Here is a 12,750-nt window from a genome sequence, read left to right as displayed (position 1 = left end):
ATGGACAAGATCGCGGCGCATGAGGATTCCCTGCGGGATTACGCGGCGGCGCGGCTGGGGGATCTCAACTGGTTGCAGATGCAGGGCCGCACGCCGGACAAGGCCGCGATTTTCAGCTTCACGCTCAGCGGTGCCGCCCATGCCCATGATATTTCGACCATCCTCGACAAGAAGGGTGTCGCCGTGCGCGCGGGGCATCACTGCGCCGGGCCGCTCATGGCACATCTGGGTGTGACGGCGACCTGCCGCGCCTCCTTCGGGCTCTATAACACCAAGGAAGAAGTCGATACGTTGGTCGAGGCGCTTGAACTCGCACATGATCTCTTCGGATAGGCGTTTTGTGTTTGCAGGACGCGGTGCGCGTGGCTATACCGCAGCCGTGGACCATTAGCTCAGCTGGATAGAGCGCTGCCCTCCGAAGGCAGAGGCCAGAGGTTCGAATCCTCTATGGTCCGCCACTCTTCCACACCGCCGTAATTTTTTCTGATTTTTTTCGGAACCACTTCGTCTTGGCGGGGTTCCCTCTGCAGACGATGTAAAATCGCTTGACTGACTGCGGACACTCCCCTGTCCGCTTCCAAAAAAAAAGAGGCGCCCGAAGGCGCCCGTTTTTACATAGCAGCGAAGATGGGTGGCTCAGCCGCCCCAGCTGCGTACGTTGCCGCAATCCATGTGGGTGAAGTTGGAGTTTGAATAACGTCCGACCCCGCCTGCGTTGCATGCAATGGCTGCCCGCGCCACCTGATGAACGGAGCGTGAGGAAAGCCGCAGATCGGCCGCCTGACCCTTCATATGCAGCGAATTCTTTGCAACGCCGCCTGAGCGGGAGCGCAACATCGCGTTCGTCTTGGGGCTGCGATAGCCGGAAAGCAGCATATAAGGTTCGCTGACATCCAGAAGATTATGCGCGGCTGCCATGATATCAACGGTGCGCAGGTCGATATTGGCGATGCCATCGGTGCGCCAATCGCGCATGAAGTAGTTGATTTCCTTGACAGCATCCGCGATGTACTGGCCTTCGATCCAGTAGATCATATCGATCCGTTCACCGGTGCGGCCCGAATACATCCGAACGCGGCGGATATCGCCCGCGCCACGCAGGAAGCCTGCCGCGTTGCCGAATGTCGGTGCTGCTGTGAGTGTGGTTGCTGCGAATGCACCCAAGAGGGCGCGCCGGGTCATCCCCGAAGAGCATGTGCCTGTCATGTGTTCCTGTCCCAATCTGCCTAAGTCGTACCCAAGATGTTACATGGGCAATACATCTCATCCCCAGATGCAACATCGTTATTACATAGGCCCCAAATCGAACCAAGAGATGAATCCGGACGGTTCCGGATCACGACAAGTTTAGGCAAGTTTTTGCGCAAATCGGCGTTTCGGTGCGTTTGTGTCAGGAATAGTGGCATCTGCGCATCAGGGGTTTCCTTGGGCCAAGTCGCACCCATTTGTGAATGGACACTTACCCGGCACGGACCCGAAAAAGGAGGGTGCTCGCCAGAGTTATTGAAGGAGAATCCTGATGTTAAGCTACACAGCAACGGCTCGGTCCCAGGCCACGAAAGCCTTCGGCGCAGCCGCCATCACGGTATTCAGTCTGCTGTCCGGCCCCCTTGCCGCGCAGGTCACCGCCTTCAAGCAAGCCGTCGCCCAGAGCGCCGCGCAGGACGAAGACATCGCCGCCTTCTACCGCGACACCGATTATGCACCCGTCTGGACCGGCGCGGAGGAAACCCACCGCGAGCGCCGCTCGGAACTGCTGCGCGCGCTTGCCAACGCCCGCGCCCATGGTCTGCCGGAGGCAAAATACGATGCCCGCGGCCTGCTCGAAGACTTGGGGGAGGCCGATACCGCGTGGGAGCGCGGCGTGGCCGAAGTGACGCTTACGAAAGCATACCTCGAATATGCCCGCGACATTCAGACGGGCATTCTGATCCCGTCCCGGGTGGACAACGGCATCAAGCGCGAAGTGCCCTACCGCGAACGCCGGAGCTATCTGGTGGATATCACCAGCAAACCCTCCGCCGCCGTTTTCCGCAGCCTGCCGCCCACGACGCTCGAATACAACGCGCTGCTCAAGCAGAAGCTGACGATGGAGCGGCTGCTGGTGCGCGGCGGATGGGGCCCCCAGGTACCTTCGGCCAAGCTTGAGCGGGGCGATTCCGGTGCCGCCGTGGTGGCGCTGCGCAACCGGCTCATTGCCATGGGCTTTCTCGCCCGCAGCAACACGCAGGTCTATGACGCGGAGATTGAGAACGCGGTCTTTGCCTTCCAGCGCAGCCATGGGTTGGAAGAAGACGGCGTCGCCGGTGAAAACACCCTCGTACAGATCAACAAGACCGTGGCCGAACGGCTGCAGTCCGTCGTCGTGGCGCTGGAGCGGGAGCGCTGGCTGAACGTCGAGCGGGGCGAACGCCATATCCTCGTGAACCTGCCCGACTTCCACACCCGGATCATCGACAACGGCAAGCTGACCTTCATGACCCGCTCCGTCGTCGGCGCGCGGCAGGACGATCGCCCCACGCCGGAATTCTCGGACGTGATGGATCACATGGTCATCAACCCGAGCTGGTACGTTCCGCGTTCCATCGCGACGAAGGAATATCTGCCGGTGCTGAAACGCAATCCCTATGCGCTCCAGCATATGGAGATCACGGACAACCGGGGCCGCAAGGTGAACCGGGGGTCGGCCAACTTCCGGGCCTTTTCGGCGCGCAGCTTTCCCTATTCCATGCGGCAGCCCCCCAGTCGGGACAATGCGCTGGGTCTGGTGAAGTTCATGTTCCCCAACAAGTACAATATCTACCTGCATGACACGCCCGCCAAATCGCTTTTCGATCAGAATGTGCGTGACTTCAGCCATGGCTGCGTGCGGCTGGCCGAACCTTTCGAATTCGCCTATGCGCTTCTGGCACGGCAAACGGACGATCCCGAGGGTCTGTTCAAGAAGCATCTGAACTCCGGCCGCGAAACCCGGGTGAACCTCGAGCAGCCGGTGCCGGTCCATCTGATCTACCGCACCGCCTTTACCAATGCCCGTGGCGTCACCGAATACCGTGAAGACGTTTATGGCCGCGACGGGCGCATCTGGGATGCACTGAGCCGCGCGGGGGTGACATTGGGCGGCGTCCAAGGCTAGACCACGGCAACACCTCTTTTGGAGATTGCCGATGTACACCGTTCAGCAGATCGCCGACGCGCTGGGAGCCGAGGCAGAAGGAGACCTGTCGCTTGAGGTGACGGGTCTCGCCGAGCCTGACGCCGCGCGCAAAGGGCAACTGGCCCTTGCGATGGATCCGAAATACGCGGGCAAACTGGCAGAAGGCGCGGCCGAGGCCGCGATGCTCTGGCAGGGGGCCGATTGGAAAAGCCACGGGTTGAAGGCGGCGATTTTCCCCGCCCGCCCGCGATTTGCCATGTCCGGTCTGACGCGGATGATGGACCCGGGCGCGGGCTATGACAGGGGCATCCATCCCAGTGCGGTCATCGATCCCGACGCGGAACTGGGCGACAATGTCAGCGTCGGGCCGCTCGCCGTGATTTCCCGGGGGGCGCGGATCGGAGCCGACAGCGTGATCGGCCCGCTTGCCTTCGTGGGCGTGGATGCGGTGATCGGCAAAGAGGCTCTGCTGCGCGAACATGCGAGCATCGGGGCGCGGGTTCATATCGGCGACCGTTTCATCGCACAACCTGGCGCGCGGGTAGGTGGCGACGGGTTTTCCTATGTCACCCCCGAACCCAGCACCGTCGAACAGGCGCGCAAGACATTGGGCGACCGGGGCGACACGCAGGCGCAGGACTGGGCGCGCATCCATTCGCTGGGATCGGTCCGCATCGGCGACGACGTGGAACTCGGCATGGGTGCCACCATCGACAGGGGCACCATTCGTGACACGGTGGTGGGCGACAATACCAAGCTCGATAACCAGGCGCATCTGGGTCACAATACCGTGGTCGGGCGCAACTGCCTTTTGTGCGGACAGGTGGGCGTCGCAGGCTCCGTTCGCATCGGCGACAACGTCGTGCTGGGCGGCAAGGTCGGCGTGGGCGACAATATCTTTATCGGTGAAGGGGTCATCGCGGGGGGCGGCACCAACATTCTTTCCAACGTGCCCGCGGGCCGTACCATCCTTGGCTACCCGGCCACGCAGATGGACAAGCAGATGGAAATCTACAAGAACCAGCGCAAACTGCCGCGTATCCTGCGGGACATCGCCGCGCTGCAAAAGGCGGTTTTCAAATCGGGTGAGGGTGACTAAATCAGGCAGGCGGCAAGAACGGGACATGCCCTGATGGACATCGAAAGACAGGTAATCGAGATTATAGCGGAACAGGCGATGATCCCGCCGGAGGACGTGCATCTGGACAGCACGCCCGAGTCGCTCGGCATCGACAGCCTCGGCCTTGTGGAAAGCATTTTCGCCATCGAAGAAACTTTCGACATTTCGGTTCCCTTCAACGCCAACAACCCCGAAGAGTCCGATTTCGATATTTCGTCGGTCGCGCAGATCGTGGCGGGGATCAAGCGGCTGAAGGCGGAACAGGGGTAGCCCATGCACCGCGTCGTCATCACCGGTGCGGGCACGATCAACGCGCTGGCATCGAACGTGCCGGGCACCATGCAGGCCATGCGCGATGGGGTCTGCGGCATCGGGCCGCTCGATTTCCGCGATACCGACCGGCTTTCGATCCGTATCGGCGGGCAGGTCCACGGCTTTACCCCCGAAAATCATTTCAATCGGCAGCAACTCTCGCTCTACGACAGGTTCACGCAGTTCGCACTGGTGGCGGCGCGGGAGGCGATCGTCCAGTCGGGGCTGACCTTTGACGATGAACTCGCCATGCGCACCGGGGTCATACTGGGCACCGCCGGCGGCGGCATCGGCACCTCGGATGACAATTACCGCGCGGTCTACGAGGAAGGAAAGAACCGCGTTCACCCCTTCGTCGTGCCCCGGCTGATGAACAGCGCGGCGGCAAGCCATATCAGCATGGAATGGAACCTGCAGGGGCCGTCCTTCACCGTGTCTACGGCCTGTGCGTCGTCGAACCACGCCATGGCGCAGGCCTTCGCCTTCGTGCGCTCCGGTGTCAGCCCCGTCATGATCACCGGCGGGTCGGAATCGATGCTCTGCTTTGGCGGGGTGAAGGCCTGGGAAGGCCTGCGCGTCATGAGCCGCGACGCCTGCCGCCCCTTTTCGGCCAATCGCAACGGGATGGTTCAGGGCGAAGGCGCGGGTATCTTCGTCTTCGAGGAGTACGAACATGCAAAGGCCCGGGGCGCGGATATCCTGTGCGAGGTATCGGGTTTCTCCATGACGTCGGATGCCTCCGACATCGTGATGCCCTCGCGGGACGGGGCCGTGCGCGCCATGCGCGGCGCGCTGCAGAATGCGGGCATCGACCGCAGCGAGGTGGGCTATATCAACGCCCATGGCACCGGAACCGCCGCCAATGACAGAACGGAATGCGCCGCCGTGCGCGAGATTTTCGGCAGCCATGCCGACGCGCTCATGATCAGTTCGACGAAATCGATGCATGGGCATGCCATCGGGGCCACCGGGGCAGTGGAGCTGCTGGCCTGCATCATGGCGCTGCGGGACGGCGTGGTGGCCCCCACCATCGGCCATGAGCAGCACGACCCGGAATGCGATCTCGATGTGGTGCCGAACGAAGCGCGCGAAGCCCGCGTGACCGTCGCGCTGTCGAACGCCTTCGCCTTTGGTGGCATGAACGCGGTACTGGCCCTGCGCGCCGTCTGAGGCTGGGCCGGGCGCGATGCGGCGCTGCCCGGCGGCGCGATGCGCCTTTGCTTTGGGCGGGTACGACGTCGGGACTGTCTGCATAACGATCAACGCGCCCGCAAGGCTCTGCGTCGGAGGCTACACCCCGAAACGCAAAGGGCCGCCCCATGGGCGGCCCTTCGTCATTCTAGCAAAGAGGGAGCCTAGGCTCACTCCTGAATGACAGATGCCTTATCGAAGCTCGCGGTGAACCCGTCGAGCGACAGGTCCAGCTCTACCTTTTGGTCAGGTGCCAGTGCGGGCACGATAGTGATGACCGCCTTGTTGCCCCGCTTGAAGGCATTTACGTCGTCCTCTGTCAGGCCGAGGCGGGCATAGCAGCCGACCGGGTTGCAGAAGGCATAGGGATAGCGCCGCGCCTTGCCGCCATCGACGGCGATGTTCAATTGCTGGGGCAGGGCGGTTTCGAGCGGTACGACGATGGTCGCGCCCGCAGTCGCCTTGCCGCCCGCAGGCAGACGGAACAGCGAGAATTCGGCGACGGCATTGCCCTCACCATCCTCCAGAAGCTGATACATCTGGCAGGGGTCCTGCTCTTCCTCGGTGCGGATGCATTTCAGTTCCCATGCGCCGATGGTTTCACCGGTATAGGTCTGGCCAAGCTGGTTCGGCTGATCGGCGTCTTCGCCAAGGCTCAGCTGATCCACGACGCTGGCGCCGCCGGACTGAGCCTCTTCCGATGCCTCCGTTTCGGTTTCTGTCGTCGCGGTGCTCTCAGCTTCGGCAGCGGTATCGGTCTGTGCCGCATCGTCGGTCTGGGCGGTTGTGTCGGTCTCTACCTTTGTGCCGGTGGATGCCGTTTGTGCAAGGGCGGCAAAGGGTGCCACCGAAAGCGCGAGGCATACGGGCAGGGCGGTGTAAAACTTGCTCATGTCGGTTCCACTATTGTTGGGTCACGGCCCTTTAACATGCTGTTGCGGACATGTCAGCGGGGATCCCCCCGCGCGGGTGCATCAGGTGGCAAGTTTTCGCGGACCGCCCCGTGAAGGCTAGGCCGCAAGCCTAGGGGCCCAAACGAAAAAGAAGGTGCCGAGGCACCTTCTTTCACGTTCTTCTCTCCCCGTCGGACTGGGCCGACTTATTGACGCCACGTTACGAAAGCGGCGAACGACGGTCAACAGCAAAAATGCGACTTTAGTGGCACGAAATATGGGCCAAGCCCCTGACGGAAAAAGGGCCGCACCCGAAGGCGCGGCCAGTCTGACAGGGAGGAAATGCCCCGCCCCGGCAGAACCGGCGCGGAACGATTTCGACTATCGCGAACAGAGGTTAAATTTGTATGCTGCGGCGGACGTTTCATACCCCTCCCCGGCGAAAGGACATTCCGTGACCCAAGACATCTTCATCGGCGGCGGCGGCGAGGGCTACGCGGACAAACAATACCTCAGTCTGCGCTACGCGAACCGGCACGGGTTGATCGCCGGGGCCACCGGAACGGGTAAGACCGTAACTCTGCAGATTCTGGCCGAAGGGTTTTCGGCCGCGGGCGTTCCGGTCTTTCTGTCCGATGTGAAGGGCGATCTTTCGGGGCTCGCCAAACCCGGCAGCGAAACCCACAAGTTGCACGGTCCCTTCATGGAGCGCGCGGAAAAGATCGGTTTCGACGATTATACCTACGCGGGCTTTCCGGTCACCTTCTGGGATCTCTTCGGCGAACAAGGCCATCCGGTACGCACCACGGTATCGGAAATGGGGCCGCTGCTGCTGTCGCAACTGCTCGACCTCAGCGAGGCGCAGGAAGGCATCCTCAACATCGCCTTCCGCGTCGCGGACGAGGACGGCCTGCCCATGCTCGACCTGAAGGACCTTCGCGCCCTGCTCGTCTGGGTGGGGGAGAACGCCTCCGATCTGTCCCTGCGCTATGGCAACATCTCCACCGCCTCGGTGGGTGCCATCCAGCGCCGGTTGCTGGTGCTGGAAAATCAGGGGGCGGCGCAGTTTTTCGGCGAACCGGCACTTGCGCTCAGCGACATGATGCGCGTGGGTCCGGACGGGCGCGGCTCCGTCAATATCCTTGCCGCGGACCGGCTGATGAGCGCGCCGCGCCTCTATGCGACCTTCCTGCTCTGGCTGCTGTCGGAGCTTTTCGAGGAACTGCCCGAGGTTGGTGACCCGGACAAGCCGAAGCTGGTGTTCTTCTTCGACGAGGCGCATCTGCTGTTCGAAGACGCCCCCAAGGCATTGGTGGACAAGGTGGAACAGGTTGCCCGGCTGATCCGTTCCAAAGGTGTCGGCGTCTATTTCGTGACGCAGAACCCCGCCGACGTGCCTGACGATGTGCTGGGCCAGCTTGGCAACCGCATACAGCACGCGCTGCGCGCCTTTACCGCGCGGGACCGGCGCGAGTTGCGCCACGCGGCAGAGACCTACCGCGAAAATCCGCGTTTCGATACGGAGGACGCGATCCGCGACGTGGGCGTGGGCGAAGCCGTCACCTCCATGCTGCAGAAAAAGGGCGCGCCCGGGATCGTCGAACGCACACTGATCCGGCCCCCGTCGTCCCAGCTTGGCCCCATCACGTCGGATGAACGCGCCGAAATCATCGCGGCCTCAGACCTGCGCGACAGCTATGCGACAGCGCTCGACCGCGAATCCGCGTTCGAGATGCTGCGCACCCGGGCGGAACAGGCGGCGGCAGAGGCCAGGCCGGAAGAAGAGGCCGCAGAGCAGGCGGCCGAGGCGGAGAAACGCGAATACAGCAAGGGTCGGCGCTACGGCGGGGGCCATTCCCCGGCGGGCCGGGGGGCAGGCCGCCGGGATGCGGAAAGCGTAGGCGGGGCTATCGCCTCCGTCGTGATCAAGGAACTGAAGGGGACCACCGGGCGGCGCATCGTGCGCGGCATCCTCGGCGGTCTGTTCAAGGGGCGCTGACTTCACGGGGCGGCCCGGACCGTGACGGTCCGGGCTCACGCCTCATTTCTCGGGGATCAACCCGCGCGGGCTGAACCGCAACACAATGAGCAGCACCAACCCCATGGTCAGCAGCCGCATATGGGCCGCGCTGTCGATCAGATGCGCCTTCAGCGGCGATCCTTCGGCCATGCCATAGGTGATGACATTCATGAGCCAAAGGCCGATGGGCTCCACCTGCACCCAGAGGAACCAGATCAGGAAGCCACCAAGCACCGCGCCGAAGTTGTTGCCGGAACCGCCGACGATCACCATCACCCAAATCAGGAAGGTGAACCGCAGCGGCTGGTAGGTGCCCGGGGTAAGCTGACTGTCCATCGTCGTCATCATCGCCCCCGCGATGCCACAGACCGCCGAGCCGAGGATGAAGACCTGCAGATGCCGCGCCGTCACGTCCTTGCCCATGGCTTCGGCGGCGACTTCGTTGTCGCGGATGGCGCGCAGCATCCGGCCCCAGGGGCTGTGCAGGGCGCGCTGGCTCATCCACAGAAGGATCAGCAGGACCGCCCCGAATAGCAGCACGTAAAGGAACTTCACCCAGAGGGTCGAGCCTTCGACCGGGTCCATCCCCAGTTGCGCCGCCCGCTCCACGAAGCTGGGATCGTTCTGCAGATCGATTTCATAGGGGACGGGGCGGGGCACACCGATGACGTTCTTGACCCCGCGCGTCAGCCAATCCTCGTTCTTCATCACGGCGATGATGATCTCAGCGATGCCCAGCGTCGCGATGGCCAGGTAGTCGGACCGCAGGCCAAGTGCCGTCTTGCCGATCAGCCAAGCCGCACCGGCGGCAAAGAGGCCGCCCACCGGCCAGGCAAGCAGAACCGGCCAGCCAAGACCGCCGAGATAGCCGTATTCAGCCGGGTTGATCTCCTCGATCCGGGCCACCGACGGGTCAAGGAGGGCGCGGAACACGAAGAAACCGCCCACCAGCAGAACGATTACGACCACGGTCCGCAGCCAGCCCTTGCGCATCTTCTTGGTGGCATAGACAGCCGCCGCGATCGTGGCGCCCCCCATGAGCAGGGCCACCAGCACGCCCACGCCCCCGGCAGAGAATCCGCCGGGCGTGGGCGGCATGCCCACCAGCACGGCGGCCAGCCCGCCAAGCGCCACGAAACCCATGATGCCCACGTTGAAAAGACCGGCGAACCCCCATTGCAGGTTCACCCCAAGCGCCATGATCGACGACAAAAGCCCCATCGCAATGATGAGCAGCGCCGAGTTCAGGCTCTGCGCATAGCCCACATAGGTAATGAGCCCCGCCACCAGCAGAAAGAGAAGCGTATTCCGGATGCCTTCGCTCATACCGCCTGTCCCTTGAACAATCCCGTGGGTTTGACCAGCAACACGATCAGCAGGATCACGAAGCTGACCGCGAACTTGTAATCGGTGCTGAGAAGCTGCACGAGGCCGCTGGGCTCAAGGCTCTCGGGCAACAGATAGCCCAGCACCTTTTTCCACGCATAGGTGATCGTGACCTCTGAAAAGGCGATCACGAAACCGCCCGCGATGGCCCCCACCGGATTGCCCAACCCGCCCACGATAGCGCTGGCGAATATCGGCAGAAGCAACTGGAAATAGGTGAAAGGCTTGAACGACTTGTCGAGCCCGTAAAGCACGCCCGCCACCGTCGCCAGCACCGCCACGATCAACCATGTGATCATCACCACACGCTCGGGGTTGATGCCCGACAGCAGGGCCAGGTCCTCATTGTCCGAATAGGCGCGCATCGACTTGCCCGACCGCGTCTTGTTGAGGAACCAGAACAGGGCCGCCACGATGATCATGGCGGTGACGATGGTGATCAACTGCGTGGTGCGAAAGGCGAGCCCCTCGTCCAGCCCGGTCATGGTCTTGAAATCGCGCGCCGAGATGATGAAGCGTTCCCCGTCGAGAAAATTGATGTCATCCGCGCCGATGATGAAACGCACGATCCCGTTCATAATGAACATCACACCCAGCGACACGATCACGAGGATCACGGGCTTGGCCTTCTGCGCCCGGTAGAACCGATAGACGAAACGATCCGTCAAAAGCAGTAACCCCATGGTCCCCAGAATACCGAGCGGCAGCGCGATGAGCGCGGTGGGCAGCGGGCCGAGGCTTAGCCCCATCGACTGGAACCACCATGTGAACAGGATCGTCACCATGGCCCCGAACGCCATCGTGTCCCCGTGGGCGAAGTTGGAAAAGCGCAGAATGCCGTAGACCAGCGTCACGCCAAGCGCGCCCAGTGCCAGCTGGCTGCCATAGGCGATGCCCGGAATGAGCACATAGTTCGATAGCGCCACGATGGCGTTGAGAAACTCCATGCCTCAGCCTCCCAGAAATGATTTGCGGACTTCCGGATCGGCCAGCAATTCCTTGCCGCTGCCGGTATAGGCGTTGCGGCCCTGTACCAGAACATATCCCTTGTCGGCGATTTCCAGCGCCTGCCGGGCATTCTGTTCCACCATGAGGATGGGAATGCCGGTGCGCGCCACTTCGATGATGCGGTCGAACAATTCGTCCATCACGATGGGCGAAACCCCGGCGGTGGGCTCATCCAGCATCAGGACCTTGGGGCGCGTCATCAGCGCGCGGCCCACGGCCACCTGCTGGCGCTGCCCGCCCGAAAGCTCCCCCGCGGCCTGAAACCGTTTCTCCTTCAGGATCGGGAACAGGTCATAGACCTGCGTCATGGTATCGCGGAAGTCATCGCGCCGGATGAAGGCCCCCATCTCGAGGTTCTCCTCCACCGTCATCGAGGTGAAGATGTTGGATGTCTGGGGCACGAAACCCATGCCCTTGGCCACGCGGTCCTGCGGGGACAGGGCGGTGATATCCTCACTGTCCAGCTTCACGCGGCCCTCGCGCAGGTCCAGCATGCCGAAGACCGCCTTCATGCCCGTGGACTTGCCCGCACCATTCGGCCCAACGATGACGGCGATCTCGCCCTCGTCGACGGAGATCGTGCAATCATGCAGGATATCGGGGCCCTTGCCGTAGCCCCCGGTCATGTTCTCTCCGATCAGGAAGGGGCCGCCGGCGGCGGGCTCCACGGCGCCGCTCTTTTGTATCGGCTGGGCGCTTCCCATGCCCTTCGGATTGGCAATCGAGACATCCTTGTTGCCCCGGTCGGAATAGGGATCGCTCATCCTTCTTCACCCTTTTTCAAATACTCGGGGGGTCTGGGGGCGCGCCCCCAGGACGGATCGGCAGCGCCGCGCCCGCGCATCGCGGTCACGCGTTCACCTTCGACTTGTTCTTCAGCCCGGTGCCCAGATAGGCCTCGATCACCTGTTCGTTGGCCTTGATCTCGTCCAGCGTGCCGGTGGCCAGCACATGCCCCTCGGCCATGCAGATCACCGGGTCGCAAAGCCGCCCGATGAAATCCATGTCATGCTCGATGACGACGAAAGTATAGCCGCGCTCAGCGTTGAGCCGCAGGATCGCGTCGCCGATGGTGTTGAGCAGGGTCCGGTTCACCCCGGCCCCCACTTCGTCGAGAAATACGATCTTGGCATCGACCATCATGGTCCGGCCCAGTTCCAGCAGTTTTTTCTGCCCGCCGGAGATTTGCCCGGCCTTCTGGTCGGCCAGATGTTCGACGGTCAGGAATTCCAGCACCTCGTCGGCCTTGGCACGTAGCGCGCGCTCCTCGTCGGCGATGCGCTTGCGTCCAAACCACGTGTTCCACAGTTTCTCGCCCGATTGACCACCCGGCACCATCATCAGGTTCTCGCGGCAGGTCATGGAGGAGAATTCATGCGCGATCTGGAAGGTGCGCAGCAGCCCCTTGTGGAACAGCTCATGCGGCGGCAGGCCGGTGATATCCTCGCCGTCCATGGTGACACGACCGGAGGTCGGTTTCAGCACCCCGGCGATCACGTTGAAGAGGGTGGTCTTGCCCGCACCGTTGGGGCCGATCAGCCCCGTGATGGATCCCTTTTCGATCGACAGGCTTGCGCCGTCGACGGCGTGGAATCCCCCGAATTGCTTGTGTACGTCGTCAACGACGATCATCTGTCCATCCCTGTCCGCTCCACTTTGCGCA

12 protein-coding genes and 1 tRNA gene are annotated in these 12,750 nt (G+C 62.7%); 7 read left to right on the top strand and 6 right to left on the bottom strand.

Annotated elements, in window-relative coordinates:
- Both A3728_RS11555 and A3728_RS11550 read left to right on the top strand, forming a co-directional pair.
- Nucleotides 1-333, top strand: a 333-nt coding sequence (locus A3728_RS11555; RefSeq protein ID WP_067923715.1) for an aminotransferase class V-fold PLP-dependent enzyme, incomplete at its 5' end; no start/stop codon positions are given.
- 48 nt (nt 334-381) lie between these two features.
- A tRNA-Arg gene (locus tag A3728_RS11550) sits at nt 382-458 on the top strand.
- Between the two features lie 178 nt (nt 459-636).
- On the opposite strand, the gene A3728_RS11545 is transcribed toward A3728_RS11550, so the two are convergent.
- A complete protein-coding gene (locus A3728_RS11545) occupies nt 637-1,206 on the bottom strand; it encodes a YcbK family protein (protein WP_067923711.1) in 570 nt (189 codons plus the stop codon).
- Between the two features lie 313 nt (nt 1,207-1,519).
- Between A3728_RS11545 and A3728_RS11540 the strand changes: the two genes are divergently transcribed.
- Genes A3728_RS11540 through A3728_RS11525 form a run of 4 tightly spaced genes read left to right on the top strand, consistent with a single transcriptional unit; the run spans nt 1,520 to nt 5,759 of the window.
- A complete protein-coding gene (locus A3728_RS11540; protein ID WP_067923708.1) occupies nt 1,520-3,136 on the top strand; it encodes a L,D-transpeptidase family protein in 1,617 nt (538 codons plus the stop codon).
- Between the two features lie 31 nt (nt 3,137-3,167).
- Nucleotides 3,168-4,256 (top strand): UDP-3-O-(3-hydroxymyristoyl)glucosamine N-acyltransferase, encoded by a 1,089-nt coding sequence (lpxD, locus tag A3728_RS11535; RefSeq protein ID WP_067923705.1) that lies wholly within the window; start codon nt 3,168-3,170, stop codon nt 4,254-4,256.
- Between the two features lie 33 nt (nt 4,257-4,289).
- Complete coding sequence (locus A3728_RS11530) at nt 4,290-4,547, top strand: acyl carrier protein (RefSeq protein WP_067923702.1); 258 nt, start codon at nt 4,290-4,292, stop codon at nt 4,545-4,547.
- A 3-nt stretch (nt 4,548-4,550) separates the two neighbouring features.
- A complete protein-coding gene (locus A3728_RS11525) occupies nt 4,551-5,759 on the top strand; it encodes a beta-ketoacyl-[acyl-carrier-protein] synthase family protein (RefSeq protein ID WP_067923699.1) in 1,209 nt (402 codons plus the stop codon).
- Nucleotides 5,760-5,950: 191 nt separating this feature from the next.
- Here the strand turns inward: A3728_RS11525 and A3728_RS11520 are convergent, their stop codons facing one another.
- A complete protein-coding gene (locus tag A3728_RS11520) occupies nt 5,951-6,673 on the bottom strand; it encodes an invasion associated locus B family protein (protein WP_067923696.1) in 723 nt (240 codons plus the stop codon).
- Nucleotides 6,674-7,127: 454 nt separating this feature from the next.
- Here A3728_RS11520 and A3728_RS11515 point away from each other — a divergent pair, with 454 nt between their 5' ends.
- Entirely contained in the window at nt 7,128-8,672 is a 1,545-nt protein-coding gene (locus tag A3728_RS11515) for a helicase HerA-like domain-containing protein (protein WP_067923693.1), read from the top strand.
- A 42-nt stretch (nt 8,673-8,714) separates the two neighbouring features.
- On the opposite strand, the gene A3728_RS11510 is transcribed toward A3728_RS11515, so the two are convergent.
- From A3728_RS11510 to A3728_RS11495, 4 genes are all read right to left on the bottom strand, one after another.
- Nucleotides 8,715-10,019: a branched-chain amino acid ABC transporter permease gene (locus tag A3728_RS11510; RefSeq protein WP_067923691.1), complete on the bottom strand. Its 1,305-nt coding sequence runs from the start codon at nt 10,017-10,019 to the stop codon at nt 8,715-8,717.
- Complete coding sequence (locus A3728_RS11505) at nt 10,016-11,026, bottom strand: branched-chain amino acid ABC transporter permease (protein WP_067923688.1); 1,011 nt, start codon at nt 11,024-11,026, stop codon at nt 10,016-10,018. Before A3728_RS11505 ends, A3728_RS11510 begins: the two co-directional genes overlap by 4 nt.
- 3 nt (nt 11,027-11,029) lie before the next feature.
- Nucleotides 11,030-11,851: an ABC transporter ATP-binding protein gene (locus A3728_RS11500; RefSeq protein WP_082851098.1), complete on the bottom strand. Its 822-nt coding sequence runs from the start codon at nt 11,849-11,851 to the stop codon at nt 11,030-11,032.
- A gap of 85 nt (nt 11,852-11,936) precedes the next feature.
- Nucleotides 11,937-12,719, bottom strand: coding sequence for an ABC transporter ATP-binding protein (locus tag A3728_RS11495; protein WP_067923686.1), 783 nt, complete (start codon nt 12,717-12,719; stop codon nt 11,937-11,939).
- Between the last annotated feature and the right edge of the window lie 31 nt (nt 12,720-12,750).

This window comes from Sulfitobacter sp. HI0040, assembly GCF_001634885.1.
Classification (GTDB): Bacteria; Pseudomonadota; Alphaproteobacteria; order Rhodobacterales; family Rhodobacteraceae; genus Sulfitobacter.
The sequence above is the reverse complement of the archived record's forward strand: the minus strand, read 5'-3'. Positions and strand labels throughout refer to the sequence as shown.